Source organism: Sporosarcina sp. CAU 1771, assembly GCF_054482775.1.
In genome coordinates, this window is the sequence record NZ_JBTLRN010000015.1 from 1 (window position 1) to 18017 (window position 18017).

Sequence of the window (18017 nt, forward strand, 5' to 3'; positions counted from 1 at the left end):
TTTGAACAAGAGTTAGCAAAATTAGCTTAACATTTCAGAAATAAGTTCAAGGTCAAAACAGCTTTCTAAGGGTGGGCGAAAACAGTCCCCATTCATAAATACACTGGATTTTATCTAGGTGGCTAACTTATTGTTGCAATTTACCTTTAAATTTCTTGAAACTTTTAATTTCAGATTTCACTTTAGCGTTCTTTCGTTTCTTCACTACTCTACTAACTTCTCTACAAGACATTAATATCCTTGAATTAAACAAAATTAATATTCATGTTTTTATGTGCCAGTAATTCTATTTCATGCCTAATATACCAATTTTAATCCATATATACTACTTTATCTACCGCTTTCTTTCGTTATCTTAAATTTAAAGCTAAGCTAGTTCCTCTTGACTCTTGCATCCCAAATTGCTATGATAGTACTTATGTAAAATAGTTGCAGCAGTTGTGTGTTCCAACTTGTCCAGTCTGTTCCTTTTAGAAGGTGTATCACGTAACCTCCTGGCTGCGGAGGCGAAGATGCAAGATTATAGAATGGCTAGTGGATTGAACGCATCTGGTTCTTATTTTACAAAAGAACATTTCCAAAGTATGTTTTTTTTGGAAATACCATAAAATAAAACCAAATTAGAGGAGGAGTCATTCATGGCTCGTTATACAGGTCCAGCATGGAAACTATCCCGTCGTCTTGGTATTTCACTAAGCGGCACAGGTAAAGAAATTGAAAAGCGTCCTTACGCACCAGGACAACACGGTCCTAACCAACGTAAAAAACTTTCCGAGTATGGAATGCAATTACAAGAAAAACAAAAACTTCGCTTTATGTTCGGAGTGAACGAACGTCAATTTAAAACAATGTTCGACAAAGCAGGTAAAATGCCTGGTAAACACGGTGAGAACTTCATGATTCTTCTTGAAACTCGTCTTGATAACGTAGTTTACCGTATGGGTCTTGCACGCACACGTCGTGCATCTCGCCAACTTGTTAACCACGGCCACGTATTGGTTGACGGCAAGCGCGTTGACATCCCTTCATTCAGCGTTAAACCAGGTCAAGAAATTTCTCTTCGTGAGAAATCATTGAACCTTGACGTTGTTAACGAAGCACTTTCAGTGAGCAACTTTGTTCCTGAATATGTTACTTTCAACGAAGAGTCAAAAATTGGTTCATTCGTTCGTTTACCTGAGCGCAGTGAACTTGCAGCAGAAATCAACGAGCAACTTATCGTTGAATACTACTCACGTTAATCTAAGTGTGTTGCAAATGACAGTATCTAAAACCTTGAAAGTTGATTTTATCAACTTTCAAGGTTTTTTTATAAATTTCAGCCATTCAGTAGCGTCTATCTATTCTTCCACAATAAAAAGGACGCCTTCGCAGACAGTCCTTTCGTTTATTGTTTATATAAATTTAATCATTTTATAGTTTTTCTTACCGCGTCTTACAATTGTAAATGCGTCTTCTAAGCGGTCAACGGAATTCACTTCATATGCCGTATCAATTATTCGTTCACCGTTCAATGATATCGCGCCGTTCGTTACATCTTCACGTGCTTGACGTTTTGACGGAGATACACCCGCTTCCACTATCAAATCGACAATGTTTTTATCTTCTTTAGTCATTTCAAATGAAGGCACATCTTTGAACGCATCTTTCATTTCATCCGCAGTTAACGCTTTTAAATCTCCACTGAATAATGCTTTCGAAATCCGAATCGCTTGATCCAATGCTTCTTGTCCATGAATCAACCGAGTCATTTCCTCAGCAAGTGTCTGTTGTGCTTTTCGTAAATGAGGTTCCACTTGAACAGAAACTTCCAACGCTTCGATTTCATTTCTCTCTATAAATGTAAATATCTTCATATACTTAACGACATCTGCATCGGCTGTGTTTATCCAGAACTGATAAAATTCATACGGTGAAGTTTTTGCTGCATCCAACCATACTGCGCCGCCTGCACTTTTTCCGAATTTCGTTCCATCCGCTTTCGTAACAAGTGGAATCGTAATGCCAAATGCTTTTGTTTCTTCTTCGTGTGTTTTACGAATGATTTCAAGACCCGTAGTAATATTCCCCCACTGATCAGATCCACCAATTTGCACACGGCAACCATAGTTGTTATATAGGTGATTGAAATCAATTGCTTGAATCAGCATATACGAAAACTCTGTAAACGAAATTCCATCCTCTAGACGTGAAGCAACATTGTCTTTTGCAAGCATGTAATTTACGCCGAGAAGTTTTCCAAAATCACGTAAAAATTCTATAACACTTAACGACCCAATCCAGTCATTATTATTGACCATTTGTGCGCCATTCTCTGCATCAAAATCAAAAATTTGTTCCATTTGTTTTTTTATGCCTGCAACGTTCTCATCAATTTGGTCTGTCGTTTGAAGAACTCTTTCTTCAGACCTACCCGATGGATCCCCAATCATTCCAGTTGCTCCACCTACCAGAAGGATTGGTCGATGTCCATGTTGCTGGAACCTGCGAAGCGTTAACAATGGAACGATATGTCCAATATGCATACTGTCAGCAGTTGGATCAACCCCGCAATAGAGTGAAATCTTTTCCTTGTTTAAATGTTCCTTTAACCCTTCTTCATCCGTTTGTTGGTATAGTAAACCTCTCCACTTTAAATCTTCAATTAATTCGTTCTTCATCATCTATTCCTCCTGAAAGTCGTATTTAGATACGTGGATTATGCGTTTAAATAAAAAAAGCCCCTGCACGATTAATAATCATGCAGGGACGCTAATTAGTAGATTAACGCGGTACCACCCAGCTTGAGAATTAGAAAAATTCTCCGCTTATACGCATTATCGCTGCGTTAACGTCACATTCCAGAGCTGTAATTCATGAACGATTTCCCGAACAGCTTCCACCACCCGCTGCCTCTCTATACGGCCCAACCGCCACTACTTCGACTGTTTCATCATGTGAAATACAATATAACTTTAATATTATATCAAAATCTCAATATGTCAATGATTATTCCTTGCATCGTCTTAAAATATGATATAATAAGAAGGATTTAAGGAGGGTATTTACGTTGAGCGAACAGAAAAAAAATCCGATTAAACTTATAGAAAATAAAATCGACACATTGACACAAACGAAATGGCTAAAGGCGTTGCGAATTACATCTGGGGTCGTTTGGAACTTAGGTATTCTTCTCATCATCTTTGGTATGACACTTTCTGTTTTTGCGGCTTCAGTTGGAGCAGGTTACTTTGCATCACTCGTATCTAAAGAGCCGCTTCGTTCAAAACAGGAAATGCGTGATCATATTTTCACTTATGAGGAAACGTCTGAAATCTTTTTAGCAGATAATGTGTATCTTGGTAAAGTAAATGCAGATCTCGAACGAAAAGAAATAAAACTTAAAGATGTTTCACAATATGTCATTGATGCCGTATTAGCTACCGAGGATGAATATTTCGAAACTCATGAAGGTATTGTTCCAAAAGCTATTTTTCGAGGCTTACTTCAAGATGTAACGAATTCGGATAGTCAAACTGGTGGATCTACACTTACACAGCAATTGATTAAAAATCAGATTTTAACAAATGAAGTTTCATATGAACGAAAAGCAAAAGAAATTCTTCTCGCCATGCGCCTTGAACATTTCATGGAAAAAGATGAAATTCTTGAAGCTTACTTAAATATCATTCCTTACGGACGAAACGTAGTTGGACAAAACATTGCTGGTATCGCAACAGCTGCAGAAGGTATTTTTAACGTTAAAGCAAAAGATTTGACGTTGCCTCAAGCAGCATACATTGCTGGAATACCTCAAGCCCCATTCGCTTATACTCCTTTCTACAGCAAAAACCAAGGGGTAAAAGAGCCGAAGAATCTTAAACCAGGAATAGATCGTATGAAAACGGTGCTATTCCGAATGAAAGAAACTGGGTATATTACAGAACAACAATATACCGAAGCGATTGCATATGATATTACACAGGACTTTCGAGCACCTATGCAACGCGCAAGCGAAAGATACCCTGATTTAACGATGGAAATTCAAAGAAATACAATAGATATTTTAGCAAAGGTACTTGCAGAAAAAGATGGCATCGACCCTAATCGGCTTTCTTTGGAAGATAAGCTCCGTGACAAATATAAAATATTGGCACAGCGATCCATGAGGGTAGATGGCTATCGAATTCATTCGACCATTAAGAAAGATGTATATGATGAGTGGCAAGATATTAAAGACAATTATGAAAACTTTGGACATACGTACACTTCCACAGAAAAAGATGAAGATACAGGGGAAGAAAAAGAAGTTCTCAATCCTGTACAAATAGGTAGTATGGCCATTGAGAATAGTACAGGTCGTATCCTTTCATTTATTGGTGGTCGCGATTTTAAAATTACTCAACAAAACCATGCATCTCAAGCATATCGTCAAAACGGATCAACAATGAAACCACTTCTAGTTTACGCACCGGCGATTGAGTATGGGCACATTGGTGCAGGAAGTCCCGTTGTCGATGTTTTATTTAAAACTACAAAATACGGTAGTAAGAGTTATACAGCTTATAATTTTTCTCCAAAACAACAGCTTGGAATTATTCCAGCACGAGAAGCTTTAGCAAGTTCGCAAAACGTTGCAACTACAAGATTGTATGAGCAAATTATTGATAAGCGTCCAGCAGATTTCTTAGCTAAAATGGGGTTTTCCAAACTCAAAGAAATTGATTATCAAAACTTAACGCTAGCTTTAGGTGCAATCAATGAAGGAGTCACGGTTCAGGAGAATACAGGCGCATTTGCTACATTTGCAAATGGCGGACAATATATTGAACCGTATATGATTGAAAAGATTGAAGATATGCAAGGCAACCTTATCTATAAACATCAGGTTAATCCGGTTGAAGTATTCAGTCCTCAAACAGCTTATATCATTACAGATATGATGCGAGATGTTCTAACCCATGGTACAGCAACAACTATGAAAAGAAATTTGAATTTCAATGCTGACATTGCTGCTAAAACCGGTACTACACAAAGCTTCGGCGATTCATGGCTTATGGGTTATAATCCTAATGTCACTGTAGGGGTTTGGATGGGTTATAAAGAACAAGCAACAAGTCTCAGAGCCTATTCAAATAGATATGGACAACCAAGTACGCGAACGAACATCTTTTTCGCAAAATTAATGAATGGATTAAATAATGTCATACCTGATATCGTTGGTGCGGGTTCTAAATTTCAAGTACCAGAAGGGGTTGTCAACAGGTCATTTTGCGGAATATCAGGCCTAGCACCATCGGACGCATGTTCTGCAGCGGGACTTGTTCGATCAGACCTCTTTAACGCAAAAGTCATGTTACCAAATAAGGCCGATGACAGCCTTATCTCATCATCATACGTTTCGATGAATGGAGAAAAATACCGAGCTTTACCGCAAACACCTTCGGAATTTGTTGTTCCAGGAGGCGTCGGAATAAGTCAAGAATTCATCGACCGAATGCTTTCACCTTTTGGTGGTGATTCTGCTTATTTATTCTCGGAAAACTCTAGCTTTTCCAAAAATGTTATAGCTGGAAAGTCATTTGATGCAGATAACGTTCCACCTGCTAGTGTTCAAGTCACCTTGACTAATAATACAATGACGTGGGGCAATTCCGGATCGAATGATGTAATCGGCTATTATGTGTATGCACTGAACGCAGGAAGTAGTTCACGCGTAGCTACGATACGTGACAATGATGCTAATACTTACACATTTAACGAAGGTTCCTACTTCGTACGTGCAGTTGATATTACGGGATTGCAATCAGATCCATCGAATATAGTAACGATTGAAAAAGAAGTAGTCGAAGAAGTTCCACCTCCTGTTGAGGATGATTCAACTGGAGAAGGTGAAGCCACACCACCACCTAGCAAACCAACGACTCCACCAGATAATGGGAATACAGAAAAACCTACTCCCCCTAACGATAAAGATAAGGATAAGGATAAGGATAAGGATAAACCTACTTCTCCGCCTGCTGATGAAGACAAGGATGTCCCCGACGGTGATTAACAAAAAACTAAATGCCTGTTCATACACAATGACATTGTGTATGAACAGGCATTTTTAAAATAGCATAAATTCGTTAGTCGTTATCCATTGTCGATAAGTCGCCTGATGGTAACTTTAGTTCCCATGATTTCAGTACTCTGCGCATAATTTTACCACTTCTTGTTTTTGGTAACTTATCTTTAAACTCAATTTCTCTAGGAGTTGCATGTGCCGCAAGTCCTTTTTTTACAAATTGTTGGATGTCTTTTTTCAGTTCTTCAGAAGGGAAATAACCTTCATGAAGAGCTACAAATGCTTTAATAATTTCACCGCGAACCGGATCTGGTTTACCAATTACACCAGCTTCAACGATTGCTGGATGTTCAAGTAGTTTACTTTCTACTTCAAATGGACCTACTCGCTCACCACTTGTCATTATTACATCATCAACTCGCCCCTGGAACCAGAAATACCCTTCTTCATCCATATATCCCGAATCTCCAGTAATGTACCATTCACCATTCATGAAAGAAGATTCATAGAGTTCCTGATTATTCCATATCTGGCGCATCATTGCGGGCCAACCCTTTTTAATTGCAAGGTTCCCCATCTCATTTGGAGGAAGCTCATTCCCTTGATTGTCTATAATTGCTGCAGTAATTCCTGGGATGGATTTTCCCATTGAACCTGGTTTGATTGGTAAACAAGCGTAATTACAAATCATATGTGCGCCTGTTTCTGTCATCCACCACGTATCGTGAATCCTTAAGTTGAATGAATCCATCCCCCAGCGAATCACTTCTGGATTTAGCGGTTCCCCTACTGATAAAACATGCCTTAGTGATTTCAAATCATGCGCACGGAGTGGACCTTCACCAGCTCCCATCAACATACGAAAAGCCGTTGGAGCGCTGTACCAAACTGTCACGCCATATTCTTCAATCGCCTCGTACCATTTTTCCGGAGAAAACCTTCCGCCAAGAACAAGATTGGTTGCTCCATTAAGAAGAGGTCCGAATAAGCCATACACTGTTCCTGTCACCCATCCTGGATCTGCTGTGCACCAATATACATCTTCATCTTTAAGGTCTAGAACCCAGCGCGTTGTCTGTAGCTGCTGAATCATCGCCTCTTGAACTAAAACAACACCTTTTGGCTTCCCTGTAGAACCAGACGTATAATGTAGCAACGTAGGATCTTCCCTATCCATCCATTCAATATCGAAATAAGGAGATGCGCTAGCCAGCCTGTTATTGAAATCTATCGTTTTTCCTGTCTCTTGAATATCTTCTCCAACTAGAAAAATAGTTTGAAGATGAGGTAGCTTTTCAACAGGAACACGTTTTAATAGTTCAGGAGTAGTTACTATCGCTTTTGCTTCACTATCAAGTAAACGATCAAAAACAGCACCCTCCATAAATGCCTCAAAAAGCGGACCAACAATAACTCCCATTTTTAATGCACCAAGTAATGAAAAATATAACTCCGGTGAGCGGGGCATAAAAACAAATAGTCGATCTCCTTTTTCGAGGGATGACTGATTTCTAAAAACGTTTGCTGCTTTATTCGTCATTTTCTTTAATTCATGATACGTATACGATTCCTTTCTTTCAGAATCTTTGTAAAAAAGTGCAACTTTATTTTTTCTATAGGATTCGGCATGACGGTCCACGGATTCATATGCAATATTTACTTTTCCACTTTCAAACCAACTAAATTCTTTTTCAGCGTCTTTCCAATTAAATTCTGCATTGGTAAGTTCATAATTTTCCAACTGATATTTCCCTTTAACAACTGGTAGCGTTTTCAATAACATTCTTCTCACCCTTTCAAACTAGTACATGTTCTATTCTACAATACAAGGAACGAAATTTGTTAATTATTTTATTATTATAAATACTTATAAATTAATACACCTCTATCTTCATTCTTACATCGATTTTGTTGTATACTAGAATTATATGTATTTAATGTGAGGCGGTGCTTTTAATGGAACATGTAAAAACGTATAATGCAATGGAAATCAAGCATAAAAATGGAGATATTATTGTTGAAGGACCCATTACTCAGGATGAATTGGCTAAATTAGATTTTCACGAGGATTTAGTTGCGTTTAGGCCACCTGCACAACAACATAAGGCGCTTATAGGCATCGCTGGACTTCCAGAGGGGCGTATTATAATCGTCCGTGAATTAAATCAAGTAGTAGGGTATGCAACCTATTTGTACCCAGACCCACTTGAACGGTGGTCCGAGGGAAATATGAAGGATTTAATCGAACTTGGTGCAATCGAAGTAATCCCTAAGTTTCGTGGAGGCGGAGTTGGAAAAACCCTCTTAAGAGTTTCTATGATGGATGATGCGATGGAAGATTACATCATCTTAACAACCGAATATTACTGGCACTGGGATTTAAAAGGGACAAAATTAAACGTATGGGAATATCGAAAAATAATGGAGAAAATGATGAATGCCGGTGGTCTTGAGTACTATGCAACCGATGATCCAGAAATCAGTTCGCATCCTGCAAACTGTTTAATGGCTAGAATTGGTAAAAGAGTTCACCCCGATTCTGTCCAACAGTTTGATAGCTTACGCTTTATGAACCGATTTATGTATTGAAGCAAAGGAGGCACTCACTATGTTAATTGAAGAAATAATGAAGAAAAGTGTAATCTCACTTACACCAGATAACACTGTAAATGATGCTCTACGGATGATGCGTGTGGAGAAAATCCGACACCTACCTATTGTAACTTCAGACGGTGAAGTCGTAGGAATTGTTACCGATCGAGATCTAAAAGAAGCGGTTCCCTCCGTTTTCTCGGATGCTAAAGACCACCGCGTTTATGAGATGTTACTTGGAGATATTATGACCAAGAATCCAATTCTAGGTCATCCTATGGATTTTGTAGAAGAATCCGCCGTTATTTTTTATGATAATCAAATAGGTTGCTTACCAATTGTATCGAATAATAAACTTGTAGGTATCATTACAGAAACCGATTTGCTTTATAAATATATCGAGTTGACTGGAGCACATCAACCTGGCTCACAAATAGAAGTTCGTGTCCCTAACACTCCTGGAATTCTTTTTGAGGTTTCCAAGGTTTTTCATGAACATAAAACAAATGTATTAAGTGTCCTTGTCTATCCTGATAAAGAAAACGCATCTAATAAAATTCTCGTCGTTCGCATTAAAACGATGAATCCCCTTAAAATTATTGATGGGTTAAAGGAAAGTGGTTTCACTGTCTTATGGCCTAATGTACCAGGAATAGATTTATGAAGAAGGACGCTGTTTTTATCTACTCTAAAGAGCAACTGGATTACTCTTTTTCTGACAGCCACCCATTCAACCAAAAAAGACTTACACTTACTTTAGATTTATTGAAAAAAATGGGTTCGATTAGTGATAGTGACATTGTCGCACCTCGTATGGCAACTGATCAGGAATTGCTATTAAACCATGATGCTAAGTTTATTGATATCGTAAAAAAAGCCGGCAAAGGATTAATTAGTTCAGAGGTTGGTGAGGTGTATGGTATTGGCACAGAGGATACACCTATTTTCCCCAATATGCACGAAGCCAGCGCAATGCTTGTCGGTGGTACTTTAACGGCCGTGGATGAAGTGATGGAAGGTCGCGCTAAGCACGCCCTTAACCTTGGCGGTGGGCTTCATCATGGCTTTAAGGGACGAGCTTCAGGATTTTGCGTATATAATGATAGTTCCGTTGCGATTAAATATATGCAGGAAAAATACGGAGCGCGGGTACTCTACATAGATACCGATGCGCATCATGGAGATGGCGTGCAGTGGAGTTTCTACGATGACCCAACAGCTTGCACACTTTCAATTCATGAAACAGGACGCTACTTATTCCCTGGAACAGGAAATATTACTGAACGAGGCAATGGTGCTGGATACGGAACAACTTTCAACTTTCCAATCGATGCATTTACTGAAGATGAATCTTTTCTCGACATTTATAAAACTGCAATAACTGAGGTTACTCAACATTTCAAACCAGATGTCATTTTGACACAAAATGGAGCGGACGCTCATTATTTTGATCCACTCACACATCTCTATGGGACGATGAATCTCTTTCAACAGATTCCTCGTATCGCTCGTGATGTAGCTGAAGAACATTGTGAAGGTCGCTGGATTGCTGTAGGAGGTGGCGGTTACGATATATGGCGCGTTGTACCAAGAGCCTGGGCTCATATTTGGCTGGCAATGAAAAATGATCCAGAACCAACCGGCCCACTCCCGAAAGACTGGCTCAACACTTGGCAAGACCAATCTCCCGTACCATTAATTTCAACGTGGGAAGATCCAGATCCACTATATGAACCAATCCCGCGAAAAACAGAAATAACTGAAAAAAATGCACAAATGCGTGATCGAAGTTTACATATAATCCGCAACGAAGAAGTAAATTGATTGAAGAGTTCCATATAAAACATCTGAAATCCTTAATATTAAAGGTTATATTAATAAAGAAATATAAAAAGGGACTGTGGTCAACACATCGTTAGGTTTCCGATGGCCGAGCAGTCCCTTTTTACATTGTATATCTATTTCACTTAACTGAATCTCTACTTTCAAATCTAAATGGAATAACTACTTCTTCTTCATCGACTTCTTCTTCATTTATCAATTTTGTAAGAAGTCGCATGGCAACTGCACCTAAATCATACAACGGAACCACTACTGAAGTAAGTTGAGGACGAACAATTCTAGGTAAATTTGAATGTTCGAAACAAACAAGCTCAAAGTCATCAGGAACCGAAAGACCATCATCACGAATTCCATTTAGAACACCTACTGCCAAATCATCATTGCCAGCAAAAATAGCTGTTGGCCTATCAGAGATTTCGCGAATCTGCTTCCAACTTTCATATGCACTATCATACGTATTGTCAATTTCTGTAACTAAACTTTCATCAACACTTATACCAGCTTCTTTTAGTGCTCTTTCATAGCCGACTTTTTTACAGTCTCTGTTGATATCTTTAGTGAGAGTACCCGTCAGAAAAATAATACGTTTATGCCCATTGTCAACAAGTCTCTTTACCGCTTGATAGGCAGCTTCTTCATAATCAATATTTACCGTAGCAAATTGATTTTGTTTATCCAATGTCCCTGCTAATACGACTGGAACAGAAGCCATTGACATCTCTTTTCTTGCTTCTTCAGTTATAGAGTCGCTCATAAAAATAAGACCGTCGACCTGTTTTCCAAAATGGTCAACTAGTAAATCTACTTCACGATCTGCCCTTTTATCTGAGTTAGACAAAATTATATTGTATTCGTACATCGTGGCAACGTCTGCTATGCCTCTTGAAAGCTCAGCATAGAAGTTATTTGAAATATCTGGAACAATAACACCAATTGTAGTTGTTTTCTTGCTCGCTAATCCCCTAGCAACCGCATTCGGACGATAGCCTAGTCGCTCAATACAATCAAGCACTCGTTTTCTAGTTGCAGGTTTCACATTCTGGTTACCATTTACTACTCGTGAAACAGTTGCCATTGAAACATTAGCTTCCCTTGCAACATCATAAATCGTAATAGCCATAATTCATACCCTCTTTGCCAATAATTTAATTTATGCACAAACCATCTTAACTCTCCCAGACAAAAGTTCGATGCCTTTATTTAGATTCTATCATACTTTAAGCTAAATAAAACGCCGGAACCATAAATGGTCCGGCGTTTGAATCATGAAGTCGTAACGTGCGTTTTCATAAAATTCAACATTTCTGAGTAAAATTCATCGAATTCCTCTATATTCATTTGTTGCGCTGAATCAGAAAGTGCAACTGCTGGATCTGGATGAACTTCCGCCATTACACCGTCAGCTCCAACTGCAATTGCGGCTTTCGCTGTAGGGATTAGCAAATCTTTTCTACCTGTTGAGTGCGTTACATCTACATAAACTGGTAGATGTGTTTCTTGCTTCAAAATAGGAACAGCTGAAATATCTAACGTATTACGAGTAGCACGTTCGTATGTACGGATTCCACGTTCACACAAGATAATATTGCTATTTCCTTTTGAAATTATATATTCTGCTGCATGTATAAACTCATCAATTGTTGCCGCTAACCCACGCTTTAAAAGAACTGGTTTATTAATCGAACCTGCTTCTTTTAACAACTCAAAGTTTTGCATGTTGCGCGCACCAATTTGGACTACATCAATATACTCTAACGCCTCTTCTAGATGTGCAGGCGTAATAATTTCAGTAACAACTGATAATCCAGTTTCGTCAGCAACTCTTTTCAATATTTTTAAACCTTCAAGACCAAGGCCTTGGAAATCATAAGGGGAAGTTCTTGGCTTATATGCCCCTCCTCTTATCATTGTAAGTCCTTTTGCTTTGATGGCATGAGCAACTGCTAGCACTTGCTCGTAAGATTCTACAGCACATGGTCCAAAAATAAATGAAGTTGTCCCATCACCAATTTTTGTTCCATTAATATTCACTATTGTATCTTCAGCTTTTCTTTTACGAGAAACGAGCAATGCATTTCGCTGATCGTCTTCTTGTATCTCCAAAGCAGACATGAAAATCCCTTTAAAAATCTGTTCTAAAACCCCATTAGGAACCGGACCTTGGTTAGATTCTTTTAGGAAATTAAGCATTTCACGCTCACGAATCGGGTCGTATCGGTTTACACCTTGCTTCTCTTTTACTTTCCCGATTTCCTGAACAAGGGAAGTTCTTTCATTAATCAAATCCAATACCTTAATGTTCAAATCATCTACACGGCCACGCAACTTTTCTAAATCATGCTGTTTCATTGTCCGTCTCCTCTCTTGTCCATAACATTTCCTTTCAGAAGCTTGGAATGTATGGTACATTTTTAGATAATAGACCTATTATAAGGATAACAAATTGAAAAGTCACGCATTATCTTACTATTTACACTAAATAAGTTTTTTTGCATACAGAAAGGGTGAAGATTTTGTCTACTTCTTTATTCGCACTAGATATCGGCACAAGATCGGTTGTAGGAATAATTCTAAATGAAAATGAAGGCAGTTACCACGTTGCCGACTTAATCTCTATAGAACATAAAGAACGTTCAATGATTGATGGACAAATACATAATATAATAAGTGTTGCTAATGTTATTCAAGAAATAAAGAAAACTCTTGAGGTAAAGCATGGTCCTCTCAAACGGGTAAGTGTCGCTGCCGCTGGTAGGGCTTTGAAAACAGTTAACGGTTCTATGTCAATTGATATCACTGAAAGTTCATTAATTTCGACCGAAGATGTTAATCGACTTGAACTTGCAGCTGTTCAACATGCCCAACAAAACTTATTCCCTCAAAACCCAGCAACTACAGAAGAGTATTATTACTGTGTTGGTTATTCCGTACTTCACCATAAGCTTGATGGTGAAGTGATAGGCAGCCTGATAGACCAAACAGGTCGCTCAGCCTCCGTTGATGTCATTGCAACCTTCTTGCCCCAAGTCGTTGTTGAATCGTTGCTAGCCGCCTTGAAACGCGCGGACCTTGAGATGGAGGCTTTAACACTTGAGCCAATCGCAGCTATAAATGTTCTTATTCCACAATCCATGCGGAGACTCAATGTAGCACTTGTTGATATTGGTGCTGGAACCTCGGACATTGCTATAACGAACAACAGCACAGTCGTTGCCTATGGCATGGTACCTTTAGCAGGAGACGAAATTACCGATGCACTAAGTAGTCATTATTTACTTGATTTCCAGTCTGCAGAATTAACCAAGAGGCAACTTACAACTGAATCTGAAGTGCTTATATCAGACATTTTAGGTTTCGAACAAAAAGTCTCATCTGAAGAAGTTATTACTATTATTAAACCGTCAATTAATCGACTCGCGCAATCGATTTCCCAGGAAATCATTCAACTTAATAACGGGAAGTCTCCACAAGCAGTCATGGTTGTTGGTGGTGGAAGCCTAACCCCTGACATCACAATAGAAATTAGTAATTTTCTAAATTTACCTGCCAACAGAGTTGGAATTCGTGGACTTGAAGCATTATCGGGCGTAACTATGAATCAAAACATTAGTTCTTCTCCAGAATTAGTTACCCCTATCGGAATTGCGATTGCTGCTAGAAGAGCACCTATCCACTATATGTCGGTTAGTGTGAACGATAAATCTATTAGACTCTTTGAATTGAAAGAAATGACTGTAAGCGACGCTTTACTTGCAACTAGAATAAAGAGTAGTCAACTTTATGGTAAACCTGGACTCGGAATGACAATTACAGTTAACGGGAAGGATATGATTATTCCGGGTGAGCATGGTACACCGTCCACAATTACATTGAACGGGAAAATCGCAAGTACAAAAGATGGCATCGTAAATGGAGACTCTATAAAAATTATCCAAGGAAAAGATGGAAAGAATGCACAAGCTACTCCTAATGATTTGTTTGAGGAGTTAAAGCCTATTCATGTAATAATTGATAACATTGCAGTCTCTCTAAAGCCAAAAGTCGTAATAAATGGAGCACAAATGTCGATGGAATCGTCAATAGCAGATCGAGATTGTATTTTAGTAAGTCACCCACTAACACTTTCAACTGCATTGAAAAAAACGAATCTTGCTCATCTACTTTCAGCTGAAACATTTACTGTTAGTATTGATGGCAAATCCGTAATTTTAAAGAATCAGGCACCAATATTTCACATAAATGGATTACCTATTGCACCTTCCTATGTATTAAAAAATGGGGATGCAGTAAAGTTAACTCGCCCTTCATTACCAACTGCGACAGCAGTTGCCATTGAAGCTGGCAAAAATCCAATTGATAAGATTACGGTATCATTTAATGGAAACGATGTCCCCATTAAAAAAGCTAGAATCCAATTCGAAATAAATGGGCAACTTGTTGATGGTGATACAAAAGTTAATAAAAATGATCGAATTGAAATGAAATCAATTTCCACAGGCCCGATTACATTTAGTGATTTATTCGCCTTTATTGATTATAGTTTGCCGAAAAACCAGATCGGAAGCTACCAGCTAATAAGAAATGGTACACCTATAGGATTCAACGACCCCATCTACGGCGGAGATAAACTAGAAATCACCTTTACAGAGTAACACCAAAAGCGAAAGCGCTTGGTTAGCCCCGACAAGCACAAGATCTTGACCTAGTTGGCGTACTAGCCAACCTAGTCAAGTAGATTGTGACCTCGAGGGGCTAGGCGCTGGAGATTAGACGTAACCAAAAGCGCAAGCGCCTGTTTAGACCAAATAAAAAAGCCCGTAAGCTAGACTTTCTCTAGCTTACGGGCTTTACTTAATTATTCTTATTCTTTTTCTGTTTTAAGAACCGCTTTTTTTAACGCTTCCTCTGTAGCAGTTAACTCTTCTTCAGTTGCCTCAAGTGCTGCTTCAACTTTATCGGCAGCAATGTCAATATATTCAACTGCTTCTTCCCCTTCAGAGGATACAGTTCCATCATCCATAGGAACAGTCGTTTTTGACTTCATCGATTTTACCTTATCAACTAAATGCTCCGATTGTTCCTGAATCGTTTTTGATACTTCTCCTGTTTTTTCTTTTGCAACTGTAGAGAATTCAGTCGCCTTTTCTTTTGCTGCAGAGCTTAATTCTACAGCTTTCTCTTTAGCGACAGAGCTAATTTCAATGCTCTTATCTTTTAGATGAACTGCTTGTTCAGACAAATCGTCTCTCATTTCCTTACCTGTTTTAGGAGCTAAGAAAAGTGCAGCTGCAGCGCCAATTACACCACCAACAAGAGCTCCTACTAAAAAGCTACTTGCGTTTGAATCTTCATATTCGTCATACATAGCGTCCGTATAGCCTCTGTCATACTCGTTCTGCCTATCGTTTACATACTCGTTATAGTTTGGTTTTGTGTTGTTTTCAATTGTCATCATAAATTCCTCCTATTTTTTGAAACTACTAATACCCTGAATTATTTTTTCTTACCACTATCCGGAACATAACTTGTCCATCCAGTACTTTGAGACTTACGCTTTTTCACTTTGTCAAAAACATCTATAGCAACGTTACTCCACTGAATTACTTGAGCAACTTTATCACTATTTCGTTCCGCCTCAATCGAAATTGAATTTGAAACTCTTTGAACAGATGAATTCAAACCGCTTACCGAATTTCCAACATTTTTTACAGCATCAACAACCGAATTTAGTTTTTCTGATTTTTGTTGAATATCTTCAGCTAAATGGTTTGTCTTTTGTAGCAAAGCTGTAGTCTCAGTGGTGACTCCTTCGAGTTGAACAGTTAAGCCGTCTAATGTTCCCGAAACGGTTTGAAGTGTTTTTTTCACTGAAAATAATGTCATTGCTAAACTTACGCATAGTATTAAAAATGCGATTGCAGCAATAATCGCCGCTATGTACAACAAACTCTCCAAAACATCCCTCCTCTATTTAAAGTCATAACTATTGTTTACCCCATATTTCAATATACTAAACAGTTATTATACTAAGCCTATAGAACTTCTTCGACATACTCCACCATTTCCCTTTTTTATTTAATACGAATTTGATAAAACAGCCTACCCAAAATGGATTAGGCTGTTTCATTTTCTTTTAGATAGGATTGAAAGGCAATTAAATATTTTTGGACATCACCAGCACCCATAAATAAATAAGCTGCTGATCCGTGTTGTTTTAGTACACTTATATCTTCAAGCTTAAGATAACTAGCATCTGGAACTTTCTTAATCAATTCTTCAATCGTTATACTACCCGTTTTCTCGCGTGCAGAACTAAAAATGTCGCATAAATAAACATGATCTGCCATTTTCAAACTTTCCGCAAATTCTTCAAGGAGCGCTGCGGTTCTTGTAAATGTATGAGGCTGAAAAATCGCAATAATTTCCTGATCCGGATATTTTTGTTTCGCAGTTTGTATTGTTGCTCGAATTTCAGTTGGATGATGCGCATAATCGTCTACAATTACACAATCCGCATTTTCAATAATAGAAAACCGTCTCTTCACTCCATGAAAAGAAGATAGCCCTTCTTGAATCGTTAAAGCCTGCACCCCTTCGTAATGACAAAGACCTATAACTCCCAATGCATTAAGTATCGCGTGGTCGCCAGCTAACGGAATCGTAAATGTATAATAAAACTCATTGCGAACAAAAACATCAAATGTTGATCCTGATGAATTTTTAACTATGTTCTTTGCAGCAAAATCGTTTGATTCACCAAACCCATAATAAACAACAGGAACATTTGCATGAATCCCCTGCAAATTCATATCATCACCACAAGCAATTATTGCTTTTTTCACTTGAAGAGCAACCGCTCCAAAAGCATCTAAAACATCATCCAAGTCTTTAAAATAATCGGGATGATCAAAATCAACATTCGTCATAATTAAATAGTCAGGTTCATAAGCAAGGAAGTGCCTTTTATATTCGCAAGCTTCAAAAACAAAATAATCCGCCTCATCTTCACCTTTTCCTGTCCCATCTCCGATTAAGTAAGAGGATGGTGCATGACCAGCTAGTACATGAGCAAGTAACCCGGTTGTTGAAGTCTTACCATGTGTACCAGTTACACCTATTGAAACAAAGTCTTTCATATAGCTTCCTAAAAAGTCATGGTAACGAACTACACTCAATCCTAAATCACGTGCTTTGATAAGTTCTGGATGATTGTCAGAAAATGCATTCCCTGCTATAACAGTCATTCCTACTTTAATATTTTCCTCACTAAACGGAAGAATTTGAATGCCTCTTTCACGCAAAGGATCTTCGGTAAAAAAATGTGTTTCCACATCTGAACCAAGCACAGTATGCCCAGAATCATGTAAAATTTGTGCGAGCGAACTCATTCCAGAACCTTTAATCCCTGTAAAATAAAACAATGTCATAGTGCAACCTCCTGGGACCTTATTGGTTCCCTCACTTTAATTCTTAACTATCTATACCCTATTATATCATGACCTATGCAAAACATTTAACCGCCTAAAGTTACAAGAAT

General features: G+C 38.4%; 13 protein-coding genes. 6 read left to right on the top strand and 7 right to left on the bottom strand.

Annotation, left to right across the window (positions count from 1 at the left end):
- Window positions 1-638: 638 nt before the first annotated feature.
- On the top strand, window positions 639-1241 hold the full coding sequence (rpsD, locus tag ACXYMX_RS10830; protein WP_459044250.1) for a 30S ribosomal protein S4: 603 nt from the start codon (window positions 639-641) through the stop codon (window positions 1239-1241).
- Window positions 1242-1394: 153 nt separating this feature from the next.
- Here the strand turns inward: rpsD and tyrS are convergent, their stop codons facing one another.
- Window positions 1395-2660, bottom strand: coding sequence for a tyrosine--tRNA ligase (gene tyrS / locus ACXYMX_RS10835; protein WP_459044251.1), 1266 nt, complete (start codon window positions 2658-2660; stop codon window positions 1395-1397).
- Window positions 2661-3049: 389 nt separating this feature from the next.
- Here tyrS and ACXYMX_RS10840 point away from each other — a divergent pair, with 389 nt between their 5' ends.
- Window positions 3050-6034, top strand: a complete 2985-nt coding sequence (locus ACXYMX_RS10840; RefSeq protein WP_459044252.1) for a transglycosylase domain-containing protein — start codon at window positions 3050-3052, stop codon at window positions 6032-6034.
- A 73-nt stretch (window positions 6035-6107) separates the two neighbouring features.
- Here the strand turns inward: ACXYMX_RS10840 and acsA are convergent, their stop codons facing one another.
- Complete coding sequence (acsA, locus tag ACXYMX_RS10845) at window positions 6108-7829, bottom strand: acetate--CoA ligase (RefSeq protein WP_459044253.1); 1722 nt, start codon at window positions 7827-7829, stop codon at window positions 6108-6110.
- A 173-nt stretch (window positions 7830-8002) separates the two neighbouring features.
- Between acsA and ACXYMX_RS10850 the strand changes: the two genes are divergently transcribed.
- The 3 genes from ACXYMX_RS10850 to ACXYMX_RS10860 are packed head-to-tail and all read left to right on the top strand — an operon-like array spanning window position 8003 to window position 10462.
- On the top strand, window positions 8003-8635 hold the full coding sequence (locus ACXYMX_RS10850; protein WP_459044254.1) for a GNAT family N-acetyltransferase: 633 nt from the start codon (window positions 8003-8005) through the stop codon (window positions 8633-8635).
- A gap of 19 nt (window positions 8636-8654) precedes the next feature.
- A complete protein-coding gene (locus ACXYMX_RS10855; RefSeq protein ID WP_459044255.1) occupies window positions 8655-9302 on the top strand; it encodes an acetoin utilization AcuB family protein in 648 nt (215 codons plus the stop codon).
- Window positions 9299-10462, top strand: coding sequence for an acetoin utilization protein AcuC (locus tag ACXYMX_RS10860; protein WP_459044256.1), 1164 nt, complete (start codon window positions 9299-9301; stop codon window positions 10460-10462). Before ACXYMX_RS10855 ends, ACXYMX_RS10860 begins: the two co-directional genes overlap by 4 nt.
- A 139-nt stretch (window positions 10463-10601) precedes the next feature.
- On the opposite strand, the gene ccpA is transcribed toward ACXYMX_RS10860, so the two are convergent.
- The gene (gene ccpA / locus ACXYMX_RS10865) at window positions 10602-11600 is read right to left on the bottom strand and encodes a catabolite control protein A (RefSeq protein WP_459044257.1); all 999 of its coding nucleotides are present in this window, start codon (window positions 11598-11600) and stop codon (window positions 10602-10604) included.
- A gap of 143 nt (window positions 11601-11743) precedes the next feature.
- Window positions 11744-12829 carry a bifunctional 3-deoxy-7-phosphoheptulonate synthase/chorismate mutase gene (locus ACXYMX_RS10870; protein WP_459044258.1) on the bottom strand — a complete coding sequence of 362 codons (1086 nt, stop codon included), beginning with the start codon at window positions 12827-12829 and terminating at the stop codon, window positions 11744-11746.
- 155 nt (window positions 12830-12984) lie between these two features.
- Here ACXYMX_RS10870 and ACXYMX_RS10875 point away from each other — a divergent pair, with 155 nt between their 5' ends.
- Window positions 12985-15132 carry a cell division protein FtsA gene (locus tag ACXYMX_RS10875; RefSeq protein ID WP_459044259.1) on the top strand — a complete coding sequence of 716 codons (2148 nt, stop codon included), beginning with the start codon at window positions 12985-12987 and terminating at the stop codon, window positions 15130-15132.
- 209 nt (window positions 15133-15341) lie between these two features.
- Here ACXYMX_RS10875 and ACXYMX_RS10880 read toward each other — a convergent pair whose 3' ends face one another.
- The 3 genes from ACXYMX_RS10880 to murC form a co-directional block, all read right to left on the bottom strand.
- On the bottom strand, window positions 15342-15932 hold the full coding sequence (locus ACXYMX_RS10880) for a YtxH domain-containing protein (RefSeq protein ID WP_459044260.1): 591 nt from the start codon (window positions 15930-15932) through the stop codon (window positions 15342-15344).
- Window positions 15933-15973: 41 nt separating this feature from the next.
- A complete protein-coding gene (locus tag ACXYMX_RS10885) occupies window positions 15974-16435 on the bottom strand; it encodes a DUF948 domain-containing protein (RefSeq protein ID WP_459044261.1) in 462 nt (153 codons plus the stop codon).
- 158 nt (window positions 16436-16593) lie between these two features.
- On the bottom strand, window positions 16594-17907 hold the full coding sequence (gene murC, locus ACXYMX_RS10890) for a UDP-N-acetylmuramate--L-alanine ligase (protein WP_459044262.1): 1314 nt from the start codon (window positions 17905-17907) through the stop codon (window positions 16594-16596).
- Between the last annotated feature and the right edge of the window lie 110 nt (window positions 17908-18017).

Excerpts from the sequence above, each read along its gene's own strand:
- rpsD (WP_459044250.1), top strand. The coding sequence starts at position 639 with ATGGCTCGTTATACAGGTCCAGCATGGAAACTATCCCGTCGTCTTGGT.
- tyrS (WP_459044251.1), bottom strand. The coding sequence starts at position 2,660 with ATGAAGAACGAATTAATTGAAGATTTAAAGTGGAGAGGTTTACTATAC.
- acsA (WP_459044253.1), bottom strand. The coding sequence starts at position 7,829 with ATGTTATTGAAAACGCTACCAGTTGTTAAAGGGAAATATCAGTTGGAA.
- ACXYMX_RS10850 (WP_459044254.1), top strand. The coding sequence starts at position 8,003 with ATGGAACATGTAAAAACGTATAATGCAATGGAAATCAAGCATAAAAAT.
- ACXYMX_RS10855 (WP_459044255.1), top strand. The coding sequence starts at position 8,655 with ATGTTAATTGAAGAAATAATGAAGAAAAGTGTAATCTCACTTACACCA.
- ACXYMX_RS10860 (WP_459044256.1), top strand. The coding sequence starts at position 9,299 with ATGAAGAAGGACGCTGTTTTTATCTACTCTAAAGAGCAACTGGATTAC.
- ccpA (WP_459044257.1), bottom strand. The coding sequence starts at position 11,600 with ATGGCTATTACGATTTATGATGTTGCAAGGGAAGCTAATGTTTCAATG.
- ACXYMX_RS10870 (WP_459044258.1), bottom strand. The coding sequence starts at position 12,829 with ATGAAACAGCATGATTTAGAAAAGTTGCGTGGCCGTGTAGATGATTTG.
- ACXYMX_RS10880 (WP_459044260.1), bottom strand. The coding sequence starts at position 15,932 with ATGACAATTGAAAACAACACAAAACCAAACTATAACGAGTATGTAAAC.
- murC (WP_459044262.1), bottom strand. The coding sequence starts at position 17,907 with ATGACATTGTTTTATTTTACAGGGATTAAAGGTTCTGGAATGAGTTCG.